General features: G+C 71.9%; 17 protein-coding genes and 1 pseudogene. 5 read left to right on the forward strand and 13 right to left on the reverse strand.

All coding sequences use genetic code 11. From position 1 onward, the window contains the following. Window positions 1-12 precede the first annotated feature (12 nt). Window positions 13-873: a 3-hydroxybutyryl-CoA dehydrogenase gene (locus tag ACLVWQ_RS33970; protein WP_414113080.1), complete on the forward strand. Its 861-nt coding sequence runs from the start codon at window positions 13-15 to the stop codon at window positions 871-873. A gap of 216 nt (window positions 874-1,089) precedes the next feature. Beyond that, window positions 1,090-1,347, forward strand: a complete 258-nt coding sequence (locus ACLVWQ_RS33975) for a hypothetical protein (protein WP_414113081.1) — start codon at window positions 1,090-1,092, stop codon at window positions 1,345-1,347. A gap of 23 nt (window positions 1,348-1,370) precedes the next feature. On the opposite strand, the gene ACLVWQ_RS33980 is transcribed toward ACLVWQ_RS33975, so the two are convergent. The 10 genes and pseudogenes from ACLVWQ_RS33980 to infC form a co-directional block, all read right to left on the reverse strand. Continuing rightward, window positions 1,371-1,916, reverse strand: coding sequence for an NUDIX hydrolase (locus tag ACLVWQ_RS33980; RefSeq protein ID WP_414113082.1), 546 nt, complete (start codon window positions 1,914-1,916; stop codon window positions 1,371-1,373). 219 nt (window positions 1,917-2,135) lie between these two features. Beyond that, window positions 2,136-3,476 (reverse strand): transcriptional regulator, encoded by a 1,341-nt coding sequence (locus ACLVWQ_RS33985; RefSeq protein WP_414113083.1) that lies wholly within the window; start codon window positions 3,474-3,476, stop codon window positions 2,136-2,138. A gap of 430 nt (window positions 3,477-3,906) precedes the next feature. Continuing rightward, complete coding sequence (locus tag ACLVWQ_RS33990) at window positions 3,907-4,932, reverse strand: PP2C family protein-serine/threonine phosphatase (protein ID WP_414113084.1); 1,026 nt, start codon at window positions 4,930-4,932, stop codon at window positions 3,907-3,909. A gap of 350 nt (window positions 4,933-5,282) precedes the next feature. Next, complete coding sequence (gene pheT, locus ACLVWQ_RS33995) at window positions 5,283-7,784, reverse strand: phenylalanine--tRNA ligase subunit beta (protein WP_414113085.1); 2,502 nt, start codon at window positions 7,782-7,784, stop codon at window positions 5,283-5,285. Then, complete coding sequence (gene pheS, locus ACLVWQ_RS34000; RefSeq protein WP_414113086.1) at window positions 7,784-8,926, reverse strand: phenylalanine--tRNA ligase subunit alpha; 1,143 nt, start codon at window positions 8,924-8,926, stop codon at window positions 7,784-7,786. The genes pheT and pheS overlap by 1 nt, the downstream gene beginning before the upstream one ends. 181 nt (window positions 8,927-9,107) lie before the next feature. After that, window positions 9,108-10,280 carry an ATP-binding protein gene (locus ACLVWQ_RS34005; protein WP_414113087.1) on the reverse strand — a complete coding sequence of 391 codons (1,173 nt, stop codon included), beginning with the start codon at window positions 10,278-10,280 and terminating at the stop codon, window positions 9,108-9,110. Between the two features lie 122 nt (window positions 10,281-10,402). Beyond that, entirely contained in the window at window positions 10,403-11,245 is an 843-nt protein-coding gene (locus ACLVWQ_RS34010; protein WP_414113088.1) for a TrmH family RNA methyltransferase, read from the reverse strand. Between the two features lie 104 nt (window positions 11,246-11,349). Continuing rightward, window positions 11,350-11,733 carry a 50S ribosomal protein L20 gene (gene rplT, locus ACLVWQ_RS34015; RefSeq protein ID WP_414113089.1) on the reverse strand — a complete coding sequence of 128 codons (384 nt, stop codon included), beginning with the start codon at window positions 11,731-11,733 and terminating at the stop codon, window positions 11,350-11,352. 95 nt (window positions 11,734-11,828) lie between these two features. Continuing rightward, window positions 11,829-12,023: a 50S ribosomal protein L35 gene (gene rpmI, locus ACLVWQ_RS34020; protein ID WP_073499621.1), complete on the reverse strand. Its 195-nt coding sequence runs from the start codon at window positions 12,021-12,023 to the stop codon at window positions 11,829-11,831. 136 nt (window positions 12,024-12,159) lie between these two features. Beyond that, window positions 12,160-12,871, reverse strand: a pseudogene (gene infC / locus ACLVWQ_RS34025) (translation initiation factor IF-3). Between the two features lie 366 nt (window positions 12,872-13,237). Between infC and ACLVWQ_RS34030 the strand changes: the two are divergent. After that, window positions 13,238-13,594 carry a DUF1844 domain-containing protein gene (locus ACLVWQ_RS34030; protein WP_414113090.1) on the forward strand — a complete coding sequence of 119 codons (357 nt, stop codon included), beginning with the start codon at window positions 13,238-13,240 and terminating at the stop codon, window positions 13,592-13,594. 75 nt (window positions 13,595-13,669) lie between these two features. On the opposite strand, the gene ACLVWQ_RS34035 is transcribed toward ACLVWQ_RS34030, so the two are convergent. Continuing rightward, a complete protein-coding gene (locus ACLVWQ_RS34035; RefSeq protein WP_414113091.1) occupies window positions 13,670-14,401 on the reverse strand; it encodes an SseB family protein in 732 nt (243 codons plus the stop codon). A gap of 148 nt (window positions 14,402-14,549) precedes the next feature. Here ACLVWQ_RS34035 and ACLVWQ_RS34040 point away from each other — a divergent pair, with 148 nt between their 5' ends. After that, window positions 14,550-15,536 carry a serine hydrolase gene (locus tag ACLVWQ_RS34040; RefSeq protein WP_414113092.1) on the forward strand — a complete coding sequence of 329 codons (987 nt, stop codon included), beginning with the start codon at window positions 14,550-14,552 and terminating at the stop codon, window positions 15,534-15,536. A 67-nt stretch (window positions 15,537-15,603) separates the two neighbouring features. On the opposite strand, the gene mycP is transcribed toward ACLVWQ_RS34040, so the two are convergent. Both mycP and ACLVWQ_RS34050 read right to left on the reverse strand, forming a co-directional pair. Beyond that, window positions 15,604-16,797, reverse strand: coding sequence for a type VII secretion-associated serine protease mycosin (mycP, locus tag ACLVWQ_RS34045; protein ID WP_414113093.1), 1,194 nt, complete (start codon window positions 16,795-16,797; stop codon window positions 15,604-15,606). Next, window positions 16,794-18,059 carry a hypothetical protein gene (locus ACLVWQ_RS34050; RefSeq protein WP_414113094.1) on the reverse strand — a complete coding sequence of 422 codons (1,266 nt, stop codon included), beginning with the start codon at window positions 18,057-18,059 and terminating at the stop codon, window positions 16,794-16,796. The genes mycP and ACLVWQ_RS34050 overlap by 4 nt, the downstream gene beginning before the upstream one ends. Window positions 18,060-18,806: 747 nt before the next feature. On the opposite strand from ACLVWQ_RS34050, the gene ACLVWQ_RS34055 reads away from it, so the two are divergent. Further along, the gene (locus ACLVWQ_RS34055) at window positions 18,807-20,009 is read left to right on the forward strand and encodes an amino acid deaminase/aldolase (RefSeq protein WP_414113095.1); all 1,203 of its coding nucleotides are present in this window, start codon (window positions 18,807-18,809) and stop codon (window positions 20,007-20,009) included. Window positions 20,010-20,031: the final 22 nt, after the last annotated feature.

Here is a 20,031-nt window from a genome sequence, read left to right on the forward strand (position 1 = left end):
GAAAGGGACGATGTGACCGACATCGAACGCGTCGGAGTGGTGGGCTGCGGCCAGATGGGAGCGGGCATCGCCGAGGTGTGCGCCCGCGCCGGCCTGGATGTGAAGGTGGCCGAGACCACTGGTGAGGCGTTGGAGATCGGCCGGACCCGGCTCCACAACTCGCTCTCCAAGGCGGCCGAGCGCGGCAAGATCTCCGAGGAGGAGCGGGACGCCACCCTGGGCCGGCTCTCCTTCACCACCGACCTCGGGGAGTTCTCCGACCGCGATCTGGTGATCGAGGCGGTCGTCGAGAACGAGCAGGTCAAGACGGAGATCTTCCAGGTGCTCGACCAGGTGGTGACCCGGCAGGACGCGATCCTCGCCTCCAACACCTCCTCCATCCCGCTGGTGCGGCTCGCCGTCGCCACCTCGCGCCCCGACCAGGTCATCGGGATCCACTTCTTCAACCCGGCCCCGGTGCAGCAGCTCGTCGAGCTGATCCCGGCGCTCACCACCTCCGAGGGCACCATCAGCCGGGCGCAGTCCCTGGTGGAGAAGATCCTCGGCAAGCACGCCATCCGCGCCCAGGACCGCTCGGGCTTCGTGGTGAACGCGCTGCTGATCCCCTATCTCCTCTCCGCGATCCGGATGTTCGAGTCCGGCATGGCGAGCCGCGAGGACATCGACAACGGCATGGAGCTGGGCTGCGCCCACCCGATGGGCCCGCTGAAGCTCTCCGACCTGATCGGCCTGGACACCGTGGCCTCGGTCGCGTACTCGATGTACGAAGAATATAAAGAGCCGCTGTACGCGGCCCCGCCGCTGCTCCAGCGGATGGTGGACGCGGGGCGGCTGGGCCGGAAGTCCGGCTCGGGCTTCTACACGTACGCCTGAGCGCTCCGCTGAATCGCCGAGCACGGTCACGTTCCGTGCAAGCTCAGGCTGTCGCGGGCCCGGCTCTCTTCCGAGGGCCGGGCCCGCCGCATTCACACACCGTGTGCGCCCCGGGCTCGCATATGCCCCTCGCACACTCTCCCCACACGCCCACCTGGCGAGTTGACTTTCCGTGCACATGTAAGAGATGTGACGACTACGGAAAGGAACCGACACGTGACCGCCGACCCGGAGCGTCCCGTGGTCCATGGAGAAGTCGCAGAGTTACGCCGTCGCCTCGATGTGGCACATGCCCGCGTCGAAGGTGGGCTGACTCTGCTCAGTCACCGCGCCGAACAGAACGCGAAGGAGCTCGACGACCTGAGCACTCGGATCGTCGCGCTGGAGCACACCCGCTGGCCGCTGCGAGCGGTCGCGGTCGTCACGGCCGTAGGCGCGCTGGTCGTGGCGGTCTGGCAGGCTCTGGGCCACTGAGCCCATGGACGCGGTGGGGGACATCAGGGCAACGCGTCCTGCCCGAGCCTCAGATGGTGCAGGAGGAGCAGCGCGGCTGCCATATTGGCGGCCGGAACCTCGCCGCGGGCGACCATGTCGGGTACGAGCTTGAGTGGAACCCACTCCCGGCGGTCCGACTCGAAGTCGTCCACAGGGTGTCCGATGTACGCGCCTTCGTCGGCCCAGTAGATGTGGTGCCTGGCGTCGGAGAGCCCGTTCGAGGGCTCGACGCTCATCAGATGGCGTAGGGGTCCCGGTCGCCAGCCGGTCTCCTCCTCCAGTTCGCGGGCCGCGGCGACGGCGATGTCCTCGCCGTCCTCGACGACGCCGGCGGGGAGCTCCCACCCCCAGCTGTCGGTGATGAAGCGGTGCCGCCACAGCAGGAGCACCTCGTTCCCCCCATTCACGACAGTGGCCACGGCCACGGGCCGCAGCCTGATTAAGTAGTGATCGAGATGCCGTCCGTCCGGCAGCTCGACATCCGCAAGATTGACGCTGAACCAGCGGTTTGAGTACACATTTTGTTCGCTCTGTTTCGTCCACTGCACGGTTCTGCCACCTTCCGCCGAGTAGATGGCAATATCGCAGCAGGCGTCTCCGCACAGCAGGCGCGCGGTGGGCCGCTCCCGGCGCAGCGGCGGGCGCAGAGTTGCCCCGCCCGGGAGCTACGGCGTACCCCCGGGGGCGGTCGGGGCATCGTGGGGCGCGGCGGCTCTCAGTCCTCGGTTCCTGGAGCCGGCCTCGGTTCGTGGTGCGGTCCTCGGTTCCTAGAGCGGCACGCGCAGGGCTCCGTCGATGAGTTCGGCCGCCTCGGTGGTGCCGGCGCAGCCGTTGGCGACCAGGTGCTCGCGTACCGCTCTCAGTCTGTCGCGCATCCGCTGGGACTCCATTCCCCGTGCCCGCTCCGCCATTTCGACGGCGGTGACCACCGCTCTGTCGGCGTTCCCCTGCCGTAGCTCGATCTGGCTCAGCATGGCGAGCCGGTGCACCCTGCCCCGGTCGTGCGCCGGATTGTCCACGGCGGCCGCGGCGTGCTCCCGCGCGGCGGTCAGGTCGCCGAGGCTCAACAACGCCTCCGCCACCTGGACGTTGACCAGGCCCGGCTGGACATAGCCGGTCTCGTCGGGTTCGTATCCGCGCCGGATACGGTCGGCGGCCTGCTCGGCACGCCGGATGCAGGACAGCGCGCTGCTGCCGTCACCGAGGTGTGCGTACGCCTTGGCCTGCATCGCGTAGAGGTCCGACGCGAGCGCCGGAGTGATGTGGCGCCCCGCGGCGCGCAGCGCGGCCTCGGCGAAGGCCACCGCCTGCCGGTTCTCGCGCATGAACAGCGCCTGGTTGACGAGCAGCGCGATGATGTAGGCGCCGAGTCCCCTGTCCCCGCTGGCCTTCGCGAGCCTGAGCGCCTGATGGAAGTAGCGCTGGGCGAGTCCGTGCGCGTCGGAGTCGTACGCGCAGATGCCGGCGATCGCCACCAGGCCGCCGGTGGCGCGGTGCAGCTGACGGCCCGTGGCGTCGGGGTAACTGCCTCTGAGCAGCGGCGCGGTCTCGGAGTTGAGGAATCCGACGATGCGGGTACGGGTCGCGACGCCGCCCGCCTTGCGGTACATCTGCTCGTAGTGCGCGCGGGCGGCGCGCAGCATCTCGATGTCCGACATGCTCACGCGGTGCCGTCCGCCGCGTGACACGTCCACGTCCTCCGGCGGGTTCTCCCACTCCCACACGGGCATCACGGCGGGTGTGCCGGTGACTGCGGGGGCGCCGAGGATGTGCGGGCGCTGCTGTTCGTCGGAGCGCCACAACGCGGTGGCCCGCTCGACGAAGCCGGAGAGCGACGTGCTGTGCGGGGCGGCCGGTTCGCCGGGCACGCCGAGGCCGATGTCGTCGAGCGTGACGGGCCGTTGGAGCCGTGCGGCGAGGACCTCGCAGATCAGGTCGGGCACCTGGCCGCGCGGCCGCTGGCCCTTCAACCACCGTGCCACGGCGGTGTGTTCGTACCGGAGCGCGAGACCGCGTGCCCGCCCCGCCTGGTTCACATGAGCTGCGAGTCCCGCGTGCGAGATTCCGGCCTCGTCGAGGATCGCGTCGAGCAGAGTGTTGGGCTGCATGAGATGCCATCCGGTGGCTCGGTGCCGACGGTGCTGTTCAACGTAGCGCCTCTCCCTTCACACGGGGTGTGAACGGAGTGCGCGAATCCGGGGCGTACGCGCGCTGTTGCGCAGAGTGGTGAACCGGTTGACTGAAATGCCTCGCAAGAGGCCGGCCGGGCCGCCGGCTCCCCCTCGTACAGTGCGGCGACCCGGAGCCATGCCGTCCGCCCAGCCGCCTGCCCGACACTCCGTGGCCGGGCGGACGGCTCCGTTCCACGGGTTCGCTCCGCTTGGTTGTGCCGGGTGGCTTGCTCGGTGTTCTTGGGTGCGGGTGGTTGGTGGCTGGTCGCGCAGTTCCCCGCGCCCCTACGGGGCGCTGTGGTGGGCCTGGGTGCGGCTCCGCGGCTCTACGGGGCGCTGTGGTGGGCCTGGGTGCGGCTCCGCGGTCCTACGGGGCGCTGTGGTGGGCCATCGGTTCGTCCTGCGGTAAGGGTGTACGGGCTCGGTCGTTGTGCAGGACCAGGAGGGCCACGTCGTCGGTCGGGGGGCCGTTCGTGTGGCTCAGGAGCCGGGCGAAGACGGCGCCGAGTACGGCCTGGGCCGAGGTCGGACGGGTGCGGGCCGCCTCGGAGAGCGCGGTGGCCAGGGGGAAGAACCGGCCGGCGCGGTCGCGGGCGTCCTCGACTCCGTCCGTGTGCAGGAACAGCGCCTCCCCCGGCATCAGACGCCCGCAGTGGACGACGGGCGGTTCGGCGGGGAGCGGGAAGAGTCCGAGCGGCGGCAGGGGGTCACCGAACCCGAGGTGCTCCACGCGACCGCGCACACCGGCCGGACCCGCGTCTGCGCGCAGCAGGAACGGCCAGGGGTGACCGCAGTTCAGGGCGCGCATCTCGCCGTCACGGCCGATCTCCAGAAGCAGTACGGTGACGAACTCCTCGGCGACCGTGCTGTCGGAGGTGAGCCCGGACGACGGATGCTCGGCCTTCGCGCGCTCCCTGAGATGCCGGCCCATGGCGCGCTCCAGCTTGCGCAGCACGCCGACGAGTTCGGGCTCGTCGTGGACGGCCTCGCGGAAGCTGCCGAGCACGGCGGCGACGGTCCCGATGGCGGCCAGCCCGTGTCCGCGGACGTCGCCCATCACGACCCGCACGCCGTGTTCGGTACCGATCACCTCGTACAGGTCGCCGCCGACGCTGGCCCCGCGGTCGGCCGAGAGCTGGGCGGCCGCCACGTCCAGCCCTTCGATGCGCGGCGGCAGCGGACGCAGGAGGACCCCCTGGGCGGCCCCGGCGACCCTGCGGATCTGCCGCAGTTCCTTCAGCAGCCCCCGTCTGACGTGCAGGATCAGCCCCGTGCCGACGGTGAAGAACACGGCGCAGGTGACGATGCGCGCACCGAGCCCGTTCTGCTGGGCGAGCGGACAGGCCAGCTTGTACGTGATCGCGACCGCGCCCCACGCCGTGGGCAGTCCCAACGCGAGGACGCGGCGCAGTCGTCGGCGGCGGGCGGGCGCCGGTGTCCGGGTGACGGTTCTCCGCCATGGTGTCCGTTGGTCCACCCCGGGCCGCCCGGCCCGACGGGGCGCCCAAGCCTTGGTACGAATCATGCCGATGGCCCCCCTAGGCCCTGTTCAGCGCAGGCACCGGCCTCTTCGGCCGGATCGATTCTTTCGACCCCACACCCCCAACCGCCCCGAATCCCCCACACTTGTCACCCAAAAGAGTGAACCCCCCACAAACGCCACAAAGGGCGCCTCCACAAGGAAGACGCCCTGAGGGACGCGCCCCCGAAGGGGCGGAGCCGACCGCCCGGCCGGCCCCGGAGTCAACTACGCAAGGACGCACCCGTCCGCTCGCCCGCCAGGGCGACCGCCGAGTCCCGCGCGGCGGATGCCTCGTCCACGGTCAACGTCCGGTCCTGCGCGCGGAAGCGCAGCGCGTACGCAAGCGACTTCCGTCCCTCTCCCAGCTGCTCGCCCTCGTACACGTCGAACAGCCGGATGGACTCCAGGAGTTCACCCGCGCCGTCGCGCAGCGCCGCCTCGACGTCGGCCGCCGGGACGTCCCGGGGGACGACCAGCGCGACATCCTGCGTGGCGACCGGGAACGAGGAGATCCGCGGCGCGCGCAGCGCACCGGTGCCCGCCCGCTCCAGCAGGTCGAGCTCGATCTCCATGGCGCAGGCGCGCTCCGGCAGGTGCAGTGCCTTGACGACCCGCGGATGCAGCTCACCGGCGTGGCCGACGAGCGTCTCCTCGCCGTCCACGGTGACGTACAGCGCGGCGCAGCGGCCCGGGTGCCAGGGAGCGTGCTGGTCGCCGCGCACGGTCAGTTCGACACCGGCCTCGCGGGCGACGGTACGAGCGGCCTCGACGGCGTCCGCCCAGTCCGCCGGGCGTCCCTTGCCCCACCAGCCGGCCTGCTCGCGGGCGCCCGCGAGGACGACGGCGGCATGGCGCGGCTGACGCGGCAGCGCGGCGTCGATCCCGGCGATCTCCTCCTCGGTGGGACGGTGGTCGACGGACAGCCGCCCGGCCGTCCCCTCCGTGCCGGTCGGCCGGAAGACCAGGCCGGTCTCGAAGAGCGCCAGATCGTGCGAGCCCCGCCCGTCGTTGCGGCGCAGCGCGCCGAGGAGCCCCGGCAGCAGCGTCGTACGCATCGCGGGCTCTTCGTCGGAGAGCGGGTTGGCCAGCGTCACCAGGGTGCGGCGCGGGTCGTCGGCGGCCAGGCCGAACTGGTCGAGCACCTCGGTCCCGATGAACGGGTAGTTCAGCGCTTCCACGTACCCGGCGCCGGCCAGCGCGCGGCCGATCCTGCGGTGCAGCCGCTGCCGGTCGGTGAGGCCCAGGCCCGCGGGGGGCTTGGGCAGCGTCGAGGGCAGGTTCTCGTAGCCTTCGAGCCGGATGACCTCTTCGGCCAGGTCGTTCGGGTCCCTGAGGTCGGGCCGCCAGGACGGCACGGTGACGATCAGCTCGTCCTGGCCGTAGACGTCGCAGCCGACCTGCTGGAGCCGGCGTACGACCGTCTCACGGCCGTAGTCGACGCCCGCGACCTGGTCCGGGTGGTTCGCCGGGATGGTGACGGAGTGCGGCGCGGACTGCGTGCTGATCTGGGTGACGCCCGCGTCGGCGGTGCCGCCCGCGAGGAGGACCAGCAGGTCGACCGTGCGCTGGGCGGCGGAGGCCGCGGCCTCCGGGTCGACGCCCCGCTCGAAGCGCTTGGACGCCTCGGAGGCCAGCTTGTGCCGGCGGGCGGTGCGCGCGATGGAGATCGGGTCGAAGTGCGCGGCCTCGACGACGACCTCGGTGGTGGTGCCCTCGGTGTCGTCGATCTCGGTGTCGGCGCCGCCCATGACACCGGCCAGGCCGATCGGCCCGCGGTCGTCGGTGATCACCAGGTCCTCGGCGTCCAGCGTGCGCTGGGTGCCGTCGAGGGTGGTGAGCTTCTCGCCCTGCTCGGCCCTGCGCACGCCGATCGTGCCCTGGACGCGGGAGCGGTCGTACGCGTGCAGGGGCTGGCCGAGCTCCAGCATCACGTAGTTGGTGACGTCGACGGCCAGCGAGATCGGGCGCATGCCGGCCTTCTGGAGGCGGCGGCGCAGCCAGATCGGGGAGCGCGCCTCGGGCGACAGACCGGTGACGGTGCGCGCGGTGAAGCGGTCGCAGCCGCGCGGGTCGTCGACCCGCACGGGGTGCCCGAACGCGTTCGGGCCCGGCACGTCGAGCAGCGCCGGGTCGCGCAGGTCGAGGCCGTAGGCGGTGGCGGTCTCGCGGGCGACGCCGCGCATCGACAGGGCGTAGCCGCGGTCGGGCGTGACCGCGATGTCGAGGACCTCGTCGACGAGTTCGAGCAGTTCGACGGCGTCGGTGCCGACCTCGTGCTCGGGCGGCAGCACGATGATGCCGCCGCTGCCGTCGTCGCCCATGCCCAGCTCGTCGCCGGAGCAGATCATGCCCTGCGAGGTGTGGCCGTAGGTCTTGCGCGCGGCGATCGCGAAGTCGCCGGGCAGCACGGCGCCGGGCAGGACCACGACGACCTTGTCGCCGACGGCGAAGTTGCGGGCACCGCAGACGATCTCCTGCGGCTCACCCGTGCCGTTGGCGGTGCCGACGTCGACGGTGCAGAAGCGGATGGGCTTCTTGAACCCCTCCAGCTCCTCGATGGTCAGCACCCGGCCGACGACGAGCGGCCCCTTGAGGTCGGCGCCGAGCTGCTCGACGCGCTCGACCTCAAGGCCGGCGGACACGAGCTTGGCCTGCACGTCGCGGCCGGTCTCGGTGGCGGGGAGGTCGACGTACTCCCGCAGCCAGGAAAGCGGGACCCGCATCAGATCTCCATCCCGAACGGCCGGGTGAACCGGACGTCACCCTCGACCATGTCTCGCATGTCTTCGACGTTGTGGCGGAACATCAGCATCCGCTCGATGCCGAACCCGAAGGCGAATCCGCTGTACTTCTGGGGGTCCACGCCGCAGGCGACGAGCACCCGGGGGTTGACCATGCCGCAGCCGCCCAGCTCGATCCAGCCCTCGCTGGAGCAGGTGCGGCAGGGGCGGTCGGGGTTGCCGACGGACGCGCCCTTGCAGACGTAGCAGAGCATGTCCATCTCGGCGGACGGCTCGGTGAAGGGGAAGAAGTTCGGCCGCAGCCGGGTCTTCATGTCGGCGCCGAAGAGCGACCGGACCATGTGGTCCAGGGTGCCCTTCAGGTCGGCCATGGTCAGGCCCTCGTCGATGGCGAGCAGCTCGATCTGGTGGAAGACCGGCGTGTGCGTGGCGTCCAGCTCGTCCGTGCGGTACACGCGGCCGGGGCACACGATGTAGACGGGCGGCTCGCGGTCCAGCATGGCGCGGGCCTGCACGGGCGAGGTGTGGGTGCGCAGCACGACCCCGGACTCGCCGTCCGTGCCCTCGGCACCCTCGGCACCCTTGGCTCCCTGGACGAAGAAGGTGTCCTGCATCTGCCGGGCCGGGTGGTCCGGGCCGAAGTTCAGGGCGTCGAAGTTGAACCACTCCGCCTCGACCTCGGGGCCCTCCGCGATCTCGTACCCCATGGACACGAACACGTCCGAGACCCGCTCCATGAACGTGGTCAGGGGGTGCCGGGCGCCGGCCGGTACCCGGTCGTGGGGCAGCGTGACGTCCACGGCCTCCTCGACCAGCACACGGGCGTCGCGCTCGGCCTCCAGTTCGACCTGGCGGGCGGCGAGAGCCTTGTTCACGGCGCCGCGGGCCTGGCCGACGAGCTTGCCCGCGGCGGCCTTGGCGTGCGGGGGCAGTGCGCCGATCTCGCGGTTGGCGAGGGCCAGCGGCGAGGCGCCGCCGGTGTGGGCGACCTTCGCCTCCTGGAGCGTGTCGAGGTCACCGGCGGCGGCGAAGGCGGCGAGCGCCTCGTCCCGCAGGCGCTCGATCTCTTCCGGTTTCAGTGCCTCGACCTCAACAGGGTCGTACGACTTGTTCGGTGCCGACATCTCTTCCCGTGCTTCCGATTGGTTGGCCGACGGTCCCCGTCGCGGCTCGTGGGACGCCCTGTCCCTGACATGGGGACGCAAAGGTGCCAAAGGCCGAGTCTAACGGGGGTGGGAGCTCCTCCCGGACGCGTGGTCCGGGCGGAGGAAGGTGCGCGAAGGCGCCCGCGGGCCCTCTTCGGCGTTACTGCAGATACGCCGGGGTGCCCACGGGCAGCGTAAATCGGAACTGCGCGCCGCCTTCGAGGGCGCGGCCGACCGTGATGGTGCCGCCGTGGGCTTCGACGATGCCCTTGACGATGTACAGCCCGAGACCGGTGCCGCCGCGCTTGCTGCCCCGCCAAAAGCGGGTGAAGACGCGGTTCATGGACTCCTCCGGGATGCCGGGGCCCTCGTCGCTCACCGTGACCGACGTGCAGACGTCCTCCCCTTCGCGGGGGGAGGGCGCGGGCCCTACGTCGATGGTGACGGTTCCCTCGCCGTGCCGCACCGCATTTTCCAGCAGGTTGCTCAGTACCTGGTCGACCTTGTCGGGGTCCGCCCACAGGTCGGGCAGCGGCTGGCCGATGCGCAGCAGGAAGCGGTCGGCGGACTGGCCCGCGGCCACGTAGGCCTGGATGTGCCGGCCGACGGCGGCGCCTATGTCGACGGGCTGACGCCGTACCTCCAGGCGTCCGGAGTCGATGCGGGAGATGTCGAGGAGCTCGGCGATGAGCCGCGTGACCCGGTTGGCGTCCGCGTCGACCGTCTCCAGCATCAGTTTCTTCTGGTCGTCGGTGAACCGCTCCCACTTGGCGAGCAGCGTGGCCGTGAAGCCCTTGACGGAGGTGAGCGGTGAGCGCAGCTCGTGGGCGACCGTGGCGATCAGCTCGGCGTGGCTGCGCTCGGTGCGGCGGCGGCCCTCGGTGTCCCGGAGCGAGACGACGACCCGGCGGACCGGGCCGAGGGGCTGTACGCGTACGTACCGCGCGGTGACCAGGACCTCCCGGCCGCCCGGCAGCAGCAGGTTGCGCTCGGGCTGTCCGACGCGGATCGCGAGACCGCCGTACGGGTCGGTCAGCTGCCACCAGCGGCGGCCTTCGAGGTCCTCCAGCGGCAGGGCCCGGTCGAGATGGTGGCCGAGGGCGTCGGTGGCGGGGGTGGCGGTGATCCGGACGGCGGCGGCGTTGAAGCAGACGACCCGGCCGCGGTCGTCGGCGATCACGAGTCCGTCGGGCAGGTCGTCGGGGTCGATGCCGAGTCCGGCCGGATCCTCGTGCCGGGGACCGTCGGCGGGGTCGGTGGGTCCGGGCGCCGGAGCGCTGCGCACGTCCGGTGTCCGCAACGCGCTCTTCGCACCGCTCGTGCCGACACTCATCCCCGTACCCCACCTCTCGTCCGGCATCCGGGGTACCTCCCTGCTCGAGCGCAGCCGAGAGTTTGGGGGGCGGGTCCCCGAGCCCGTCACCCTACTAGCTGGGAGTGACGGAACGGACCCCCTCAGGAACGAGCACGGCCGGCACGCTGCGCGCGAGCCGACGCGTAGAGACATACGGCGGCGGCCGTCGCGAGGTTCAGGCTCTCGGCCCTGCCGTGGATCGGTACGCGCACGACGGCGTCCGCCAGCGCGCGCGTCTCCTCGGGAAGGCCCCATGCCTCGTTGCCGAACACCCAGGCGGTCGGCCCGCCCATGGTGCCCTTGTCGAGCTCGTCGTCCAGGTCGTCCTCTCCCGCGCCGTCGGCCGCGAGGATCCGTACGCCGGCCTCCCTGAGCCCCCGTACCGCCTGTTCCACGGGTACGCCGACCGCGACGGGCAGATGGAACAGCGAACCGACCGACGCCCGTACGGCCTTGGGGTTGTAGAGGTCGACGGAGGCGTCGGTGAGGACGACGGCGTCGGCCCCCGCGGCGTCGGCGCAGCGCAGGACGGTGCCCGCGTTCCCGGGGTCCCGTACGTGCGCCAGTACGGCGACGAGCCGGGGCTTCGCCGTGAGGACGTCCGCGAACGGGGTGTCCAGGAACCGGCAGATCCCGACGAGCCCCTGGGGGGTGACGGTGGTCGAGATGTCCGCGATCACGTCGTCGGCGGCGAGGTGCACCCGGGCGCCGGTGTCGCGGGCCTCCCCCACGATGTCGGCGTACCGCTCGGCGGCCTCGACCGTGGCGAACAGTTCGACGAGGGCGGGCTCGCCTCCGACACGGTGCGCGGCGGCCTCCCGCGCGGCCTGCGGCCCCTCGGCGAGGAACAGCCGCTCCTTGCCCCGGAAGCTCCGCCGGGCGAGCCGCCGGGCGACGGAGACACGCTGCGAGCGGGGCGAGATCAACTCGGGGCCGGTGGACATGACTTCACCCTCGGTTCAGAACAAAGAGAAACAAAAAAATGTGGGCCCGCAGCCCTAAGGCGAGCGAGCCCACACCACAGGTCCGGCCGGGGCCAGCGCCAGCGTCACGCAGCCTTGGGCGCGTTGACGTCCGACGGCAGAGCCTTCTGCGCGACCTCGACGAGCGCGGCGAACGCGCCCGCGTCGTTGACGGCCAGCTCCGCGAGGATCTTGCGGTCCACCTCGATGTTGGCGGCGTTCAGACCCTGGATGAGGCGGTTGTACGTCATGCCGTTGGCGCGGGCAGCGGCGTTGATGCGCTGGATCCACAGCCGACGGAAGTCGCCCTTGCGCTTCTTGCGGTCGTTGTAGTTGTAGACCAGGGAGTGGGTGACCTGCTCCTTGGCCTTGCGGTACAGGCGCGAACGCTGACCGCGGTAGCCGGAGGCCGCCTCGAGGATTGCCCGGCGCTTCTTGTGGGCGTTGACTGCCCGCTTGACGCGTGCCACTTGTTAACTCCTTGTAGCGGGACCGTGGGGGTCGTCACACGGTCCGGATTCGACTGGGTCCCGGTGCTGACGTCCGGCGCGAAGGCGCCGGAGCGTCACTTGCCGAGAAGCTTCTTGATCTTCTTGGCGTCGCCCGGGGCCATCTCGGCGGTGCCGGTGAGGCGGCGCGTGACACGCGACGACTTGTGCTCGAGCAGGTGGCGCTTGCCGGCGCGCTCGCGGAGCACCTTGCCGGAGCCGGTGATCTTGAAACGCTTGCTGGCACCGCTGTGCGACTTGTTCTTCGGCATAGCGCCGTTCTCTCCTCGTCAGTGGCGCTCCTGTGCCCGGTCGTGAAACCGGGCACAACGGAACGTCATCGGTATCGGTTGACGTCCCCGGACTCGCGTCCGGAAACCCTCCGGGACTCGCGTCCCGGGACCGGGGTCAGGCGTCGGCGGATGCCTCGGCCGGGGCCTCGGTGAGCTCGGCGTCGGCGGCCTCGACGTCCTCCCCTTCGGGGATGTCGTCGCCCGCGTGGTTCTGCGACTTGCCTGGATTGGCCTTCGCTTCCGCCTTGCGTGCCGCCTGGGCCTCACGGGCCTCGGCCATCGCCTCGGTCTTCTTCTTGTGCGGACCGAGAACCATGATCATGTTTCGGCCGTCCTGCTTCGGGTTGGACTCGACGAACCCGAGGTCCTCGACGTCCGAAGCGAGACGCTGCAGCAGCCGGTAGCCGAGTTCCGGCCGGGACTGCTCGCGACCACGGAACATGATCGTGATCTTGACCTTGTCGCCCTGCTTGAGGAACCGGACGACGTGACCCTTTTTGGTGTCATAGTCATGCGGGTCGATCTTCGGCCGGAGCTTCATCTCCTTGATGACCGTGTGCGCCTGGTTCTTGCGCGCCTCACGGGCCTTCATGGCCGACTCGTACTTGAACTTCCCGTAGTCCATGAGCTTGCAGACCGGCGGACGCGCAGTCGCGGCCACCTCGACCAGGTCGAGGTCGTACTCCTGCGCAAGCTCCAGGGCCTTGGCAAGCGGGACAATCCCGACCTGCTCGCCGCTGGGACCGACAAGTCGCACCTCGGGAACGCGAATCCGGTCGTTGATGCGGGGCTCGGCGCTGATGGATCCTCCTCGGATAGCACCACACGGCTGTCTGGCAGACAGCTCGCGTACGTCTTTTCACTGAACCAACCGCCCCGGCGCATGAAAAATGCCCCGGACGGGACACAGGCGGTGGCTCCAAGGATTACCGGAGCACCGCCGCGGCCTACCGCGGGGCGCATATCCAGCGACTCCATCGTCCGTACGGAACGATGGTGGCCGCCTGACCGGGTGACCCGCCGTCCCGGAGGATGGTCGGGTGGGAGATCGGAGCCTCCACTTGTGGGCCGGGCACAGGAGTGTCCGGCCGGTCGTTACACAAGGTTAGCAGCTCCCACGGGGTGGCGCTAACCGGTGTGCGCGCCCGCTCCCGCGGAGAGGGGTCCACCGGCCTGGGCCTATCGTGTGGGGCATGAGTGACACCCCTCCCGAGACCCCCGGTTTCGACGACATGACCCGCGACATCGCCGAGGTCCCCGCGGTCGAGGTCCTGGTCACGGTCGCCGTGAACCTGATGAGCGCCGCCGCCGTGAAGCTCGGCCTGACCGAGGAGGGCGACAAGTACAAGGACCTCGACGAGGCGCGCAAGCTGGTCCACGCGCTGGCCGGGCTGCTCGACGCGAGCGCCACCGAGATCAGCTCCTTCCACGCCGCGCCGCTGCGCGACGGCCTCAAGTCGCTGCAGCTGGCGTTCCGCGAGGCGTCGCTCGTCCCGGACGAGCCGGGCCAGGGCCCGGGTGAGAAGTACACGGGCCCGGTCTTCGGCTGAGCCCGGTTGCCCGACCGTCCGGATATCCGCTCACCGAACATCCGCTCACCGAACATCCGCTCAGCGAACATCCGCTCAGCGACGTACGTACAGGGGCTCGCCCGGCGGCGTCGCCTCGGCCGGCAGGAGTGCCAGGTCGAGGCCGCGCACCAGGCGGGCCCTCAGTGTCTCGTCGGCCGCGAGGCGCCGGGCGACGGCCTGGGCCGTTCCGGCCGGGGCCGCGGCCGGGTCCAGTACGAGGGCCAGGGTGCCGTCGGCCTGTCCGGGGCCGAGGTGGGCGCGGAGCACCAGGGGCTCGGCGGCGACCGCGGCACGCACCGCTTCGACCACCGCGGGATCGGCCAGCGGGTCCGTCGTCGTACGCCCCTCCGCCAGGGCCAGCAGGGCGGACCCGGTCAGCTCGTACGCGACCGGTCCCGCCAGGTCCAGCACGACCGTGTCGGCCTTCTCGTGCGCGGCGGCCTGCAACGCCTGGTGCAGGGGTACGGCGACGGGGCGGGCCAGCGGGTCCCAGCGGGCCAGTGACGCGGTGGAGGTGAAGGCCGGCAGCGCGGTGCGGCCGCCGGCCTTGAGCGTGGGCACGGCCATGTCGCTCGTCTTCTCCCTGCGCAGCCCGTTCTCGTCCTCCTCCACCTCGCCGAGCACGGCGACGACGGGCACGAGGAGGCGCGCGCCCTTGAGCGCCGCCAGGACGGGGCCGTGCGCGGTCCGGTCCTCGGCCCAGGCCGCGAGCGCCGCGCTCAGCCGTGGGTCGGCGGAGCCGTCGTCGTCGGAGAATCCGGGGTCGGGGATGTTCTTGTTCGCCACGGGGACCGACCCTATCGGTGCCCCGTCGCGCGCTTTGCCCGACCCGGAAACGGGCTGTTCACAGGGCTCAGGGGTTTCTCAGCGATCGTTGACACACTTCTCACCCGCGCCTGACCGTGCGCACAGCGGAGCGGCGCAGGCTCACGGCATGTTCCCTCACAGAGCCCTCCGGCGCAGTGACCTCCCGTCCCGCCGGGGGCCTCTGGGACGTACGGCGGTCGCCTCCGTCGTACTCCTGGGCGTCACGGCCGCGGGCACCGCGGGGTCGGTGTACGTGACCACGCGGGCGCACGACACCGGCCTGCTCGTATCCTCCTCGTCGTCGCCCGGGACGACGAGGGCGGCGGCCGCGACGGAGGAGACAACGGTGGAATCGGCGACGACGCCCGCATCGGCACCCACGTCCGCTCCCCCGGTGGACCGGGACGCGCTGCTCGCCGAGGCCATGGCGGGCCTCGCGGTCGGGGCCGGGGCCCGGGTCTCGGTGGCGGTGCTGGACACGGCGTCGGGAGCCGGCGCGGTGTACGGGGACGGGGCGTTCGACACCGCGAGCATCGTGAAGGTCGACATCCTGGCCGCGCTGCTGCTGCGGGCCCAGGACGCGGGGCGGGAACTCACCGCCCAGGAGAAGGCGTACGCCACCGCGATGATCCGCGACAGCGACAACGCGTCCGCTTCGGCCCTGTGGACGGCGATCGGCCGGGCGCAGGGGCTGGCCGAGGCCAACAAACGGTTCGGACTCGACGGCACCGAGGGCGGGGACGGGCCGCTGTGGGGGCTGACCCAGACCACGGCCGCCGATCAACTCACCCTGCTGCAAAAGGTGTTCGGCGACGACTCGGAGCTGGACGAGACCTCCCGGGACTGTCTGCGAGGGCTGATGGGGGAGATATCCGCGGGGCAGGACTGGGGGGTGTCCGCCGCCGGGCCCTCCGGGTTCGCCCTGAAGAACGGGTGGCTGCCGCGGAGCGCGACGGGGCTGTGGGACATCAACAGCGTCGGGCGGGTGACGGCGGCGGACGGCCGCGCGTACCTCGTCGCGGTGCTGTCCGACGGGAACACCACCAAGGCGGAGGGGATCTCGCTGGTGGAGGCGGCGGCGAAGGCCGCGGTGTCCGTCCTCGCGAAGACCTGACCCGCCGCGGACGCCCCCTTCACCGGCTCACGGGTCTACCGGCCTACCGGGCTACGGGCCTACCGGCTTACGGGATTTCGGTCGTCCGGCGTGGCCTTCTGCTGCCCCGCCACAGGACGGTCGCCACGACGAGGAGCACGCCGCCCGCGCTGCCCGCCAGGGGGCCGGCCCAGGCGGTCGAGGCCCCGTCGCCCCCGGCGGTGTCCGGGCCCTTGCCGAAGTACGTGTCGGAGTGGGCCGCCGACCTCAGGTCGTCCGGCTTCAGACCGGCGGCCTTCCTGATCGCCGCCGCGGGGTCCACGAAGCCGTACCCCCGGGAGTCGTCGCGGCCGCCGCTGGGCGCGTTGCGGGCCGTCTCCTCCAAGAGGTCCTTGATCTGGGCCGGGGACAGGCCGGGGTGGGCCGCCTTGATGAGGGCCACCGCACCGGAGACGAAGGCCGAGGCGGCGCTGGTCCCCCAGCCCTCGTAGTACTTGCGGTCGGGGTCGGCGATGACGACGTCGACACCGGGGGCACTGACCGTGGCGTACCAGCGGCGGGTGGAGAACGAGGCGCGGGTGCCGTAGCGGTCGACGGCGGTCGCGGCGATCACCCCCGGGTAGGCCGCCGGGTACGAGATGTGGTCGCCCTTCTCGCCGCCGTTGCCCGCGGAGGCGACCACGGCGGCGCCCTTCTTCAGGGCGTACTGGACGGCGGAGTCCTCGGATGCCTCCGGGTGGGCGGACTTGGAGTCGTCGCCGAGGGAGAGGTTGATGACGTCGGCGCCGTGGTCGGCGGCCCACCGGATGCCGTCGGCGAGGGCGTTGCCACGGGTGCTGCGGGCCTTGCCGCGGGCCGAGTCGCCGTCTTCGAGGATCACGCGGACGGGGAGGATCTTCGCTTCGGGGGCGATGCCCAGGACCCCGTCGTCATTGCCCGAGCCGTGTCCGTGGCCCGCGATGATGCCGGCCATGGCCGTGCCGTGCCGCGCCCAGGGGCGGTCGCCCCGGCCGGCGCCGAAACCGACCATGTCCTTGCCGGTGAGGACGTTGCCCGCCAGGTCGGGGTGCTCGTCGTCGACGCCCGTGTCGAGGACGGCGACGGTGATGCCCTCGCCCTTCGTCGTCTGCCAGGCCTCCTGCGTGTGCATGGCCTCCAGCGCCCACTGCTTGGCCCGGATGCCGTCGGCGTGCGCGGCGGTGGCGGGCAGCAGGGCGAGACCGGTTGCCAGGGCGGCGACCAGGAGTCCCCGGCCGCCTCCGCGGGGGGCCTTACGGGTCATGACGGCTTCTCCGTGGCCGAGTCGACGGTCTTGCGGAGGCTCCGCTCGATGCGGTCGGCAAGGCCCTGCGCGTCGTGGCCCAGACCGGCCTGGGCGACGGGCGTGGTGGCCCCGGCCTTCATCGCGTCCTCGGCGGACTGCGGTTCGGTGACGCCGCGGCCGTCGGCGAAGCCGGAGACCGCGTAGGCGACGACCGGGGCGTCGGTCAGGACCGACAGCGTCCAGGAGGCGCGCTGGTCGTCGCCGAACCCGGAGGCGACGGTGCCCTTCTGCGCGTACGGGCGGGGCATGAGATCACGCCTGCTGTCGAGCCCCTGCTCCTCGAACCGGCGGTGCAGCGCGCTCATGGCGGCGGAGTCGGCCTTCGTGAACAGCAGGCCGACCGTGACGACATGGCTGCGGGTCGCGTCCGTGTAGGTGGCGCGCAGCAGGCGCAGACAGCCGGCGGGCGCGAGGGCCTTCTGCAGCAGCGGGTCGAAGGCGTCCTTGCAGCCGCTGTCGGGGGCGACCGCGATACGTGTCCAGACGCGGTCGGAGCCGCCGGGGCCCGCGCCGTCGCCGTCGACCGTGGGCGGGAAGAGTTCGTCGACGGGGACGCTGTGCCACAGGTCACCGGCCGCCGTGAAGGCGGACGGCTTCGCGGACCCGTCCGAGCCGTCACCGGTGAGCCAACTCCCCGTCACCGCACCGCCGATGAGACCGAGTCCGAGCACCACGCAGGCCGCGGCGGCCACGATGCTGCTGCGTCGGCGGGGGCCCGTGGGACGGGTGTGCGCGGTGTCCTCGTCGTACGTGTCCGGGTGCGCGAGGGACACGAAGGGGCGGTGTGCCGGGTCCGCGGCTTCGGCGATGTGCCGGGCGGGGGCCGAGAAGGACTCCCCGGAGAACGGCTCACCACCGAACGGCTCACCACCGAACGGCTCACCACCGAAGGGTTCACGCAGTGCGGGCATCGGCCCGCTGGGGGTGGCGGCGGGCGGCTCGGCCGGGACGGGCCGCAGTCGCCTCGTGGTCTCCGAGGGGGTCTCCTCGGGCGCTCCGGTGCGCCGGGCACCGGGCCCTGCGGGTGGGGCGACGCGGTAGTCCCGCTCCCCGTTCCGGTCTCCGGTGGCGTCCGGCCGGGGTGCGGGGGTGTCGGGCCGTGGCGGAGCGAAGGGGCGCAGCGGCAGGCTCGGGCCCGGCTGGCGGGCGGTGCCGCCCGTGCCGGTCCGTGGTTCGGTGACGGGGCGGGGCGGGGTGGGCCGCTCCTCGCCGTTCGGCACGGAACCGTTCGGTACGGAGCCGTTCGGCGCCGAGCCGTTCGGTACGGGGACGCGGGGTGCGCTCGTGGGGCGCGGCGGGACGGCCGTCCACTCGGTGCCCCCGACGGGAGCGCGCGGCGCCGTCGCCGGACGGGGCAGGACGCCGCCGCCGGGCGGGGTGTCCGGGAAACGGGCCGAAGCCGGTGGCGGCGGGGCCGTCTCGGGGCTCGACCCGAACCAGGCCCCCGCGCTCCCGGACCGCTCGGATCCGGCGGGGCCGCGTCCTCGCGGTGGCGGGGCTATCGAACTCCCCGGCCGGCCGGGGACCGCTTCTCCGCCACGACCGTCACGGCTGTCACGACCTTCACGGTCCTCGTGGTCCTCGTGGCTCTCACAGCCCTCGCCACGGTCACGTTCACGGTCACGCTCGCGGTCCGGATACGGTCGCGGGCCCGTGTCCCCCGGCCCCTCCGACAGTTCTCGTTCCAGTTCTCGTTCGCTCTGCGACGCGGGCGGCCCCGGTGGCATCGGGGGACGCGGAGGAATGGAGGCGCGGCGCGCTTCCGTGCTCATGCACCCCCCGTTTCCTCGACCCCGGACAACCCACTGACCCACCCACCGAAGGAACCCCTCCGGATCCGTTCCCCGTCGGCGTGCGCGTCACTCTACGGCTTGACGACGCGCGCGTGGGAATCAGTCCGCAGGCCCGGGGCATCTGCCCGGAAGATCCCTCTACCCTGCGGTAACCCGGTCTGGCAGGCTTCATACATGACTGCCCGTGCCACAGACCGGGCCCGTTACGACCGGGCCACCGCTCATCTCGACGCACCTGTCGCGATCGTTGATCTGGAGGCCTTCGACGCCAACGCGGACGATCTCGTACGGCGAGCGGCGGGCAAACCCCTACGTGTCGCGAGCAAATCGGTGCGCTGCCGGGCCCTGCTGGAACGGGTGCTGGCCCGGGAGGGCTTCGCCGGTCTCATGTCCTTCACGCTCGCCGAGTCGCTGTGGCTGGCCCGCTCCGGCTTCGACGACGTACTGCTCGCCTATCCGTCCACCGACCGGGCGGCGTACGCGCAGCTCACCGCCGATCCCAAGCTCGCCGCGGCCGTGACCGTCATGATCGACGACCCGGCCCAGCTGCGGCTGATCGACGACGCCCGGGACGGCGGACGGGAAGAGGTGCGCGTCTGCCTGGAGCTGGACACCGCGCTGCGGATGCTCGGCGGCCGGATCCGGTTGGGCGCGCTCCGTTCGCCCCTGCGATCCCCCGCGCAGCTGGCCGAGTTGGCGCGCATGGTCGACCGCCGTCCCGGTTTCCGGCTCGTCGGGCTCATGGCGTACGAGGGTCACATCGCCGGGGTGGGCGACTCGGTACGGGGGCGTCCGTTCCGGTCGCGCGCGATCCGGCTGATGCAGGCCACGGCGCGCAAGGAGCTGCGGGAGCGCCGTGCGGACGTCGTGCGGGCCGTCCGAGCCGTTGTGCCGGACCTGGAGTTCGTCAACGGCGGGGGCACGGGCAGCGTCCAGCACACCGCGGCCGAGGACTCGGTGACCGAGGTCGCGGCCGGTTCGGGCCTGTACATGCCGCGGCTCTTCGACAACTACACGTCGTTCAGCGGGCGTCCGGCCGCGCTCTTCGCGCAGCCCGTCGTGCGCAGGCCGGGGGTCGGTGTGGTGACCGTCCTCGGCGGCGGCTACCCGGCGTCGGGCGCCCCCGGCCCCGACCGGCTGCCCGTGCCGTACCTCCCGGAGGGGCTGCGGTTCGACTCCCAGGAGAGCGCGGGCGAGGTGCAGACACCGCTGCTCGGCTCGCCCGCCGACGATCTGCTGATCGGCGACAAGGTGTGGTTCCGGCACGCGAAGGCCGGGGAGCTGTGCGAGCGGTTCGACGTGCTGCACCTGGTGGAGGGCGACGCGGTGACGGAGTCGGTGCCGACCTACCGCGGTGAGGGACACACGTTCCTCTAGGACCGCGTGGGGCGTGGGGCGT

It is taken from the genome of Streptomyces sp. CWNU-52B (genome assembly GCF_047444975.1).
Lineage (GTDB): Bacteria > Actinomycetota > Actinomycetes > Streptomycetales > Streptomycetaceae > Streptomyces.

Bases quoted from the DNA above. Each gene is read 5' to 3' on its own strand.
- mycP (WP_414113093.1), bottom strand. From the start codon at position 16,797: ATGACCCGTAAGGCCCCCCGCGGAGGCGGCCGGGGACTCCTGGTCGCC.
- pheS (WP_414113086.1), bottom strand. From the start codon at position 8,926: ATGTCGGCACCGAACAAGTCGTACGACCCTGTTGAGGTCGAGGCACTG.
- ACLVWQ_RS34005 (WP_414113087.1), bottom strand. From the start codon at position 10,280: ATGAGTGTCGGCACGAGCGGTGCGAAGAGCGCGTTGCGGACACCGGAC.
- ACLVWQ_RS33985 (WP_414113083.1), bottom strand. From the start codon at position 3,476: ATGCAGCCCAACACTCTGCTCGACGCGATCCTCGACGAGGCCGGAATC.
- rpmI (WP_073499621.1), bottom strand. From the start codon at position 12,023: ATGCCGAAGAACAAGTCGCACAGCGGTGCCAGCAAGCGTTTCAAGATC.
- ACLVWQ_RS34055 (WP_414113095.1), top strand. From the start codon at position 18,807: ATGACTGCCCGTGCCACAGACCGGGCCCGTTACGACCGGGCCACCGCT.
- ACLVWQ_RS34030 (WP_414113090.1), top strand. From the start codon at position 13,238: ATGAGTGACACCCCTCCCGAGACCCCCGGTTTCGACGACATGACCCGC.
- ACLVWQ_RS34040 (WP_414113092.1), top strand. From the start codon at position 14,550: ATGTTCCCTCACAGAGCCCTCCGGCGCAGTGACCTCCCGTCCCGCCGG.
- ACLVWQ_RS34010 (WP_414113088.1), bottom strand. From the start codon at position 11,245: ATGTCCACCGGCCCCGAGTTGATCTCGCCCCGCTCGCAGCGTGTCTCC.
- pheT (WP_414113085.1), bottom strand. From the start codon at position 7,784: ATGCGGGTCCCGCTTTCCTGGCTGCGGGAGTACGTCGACCTCCCCGCC.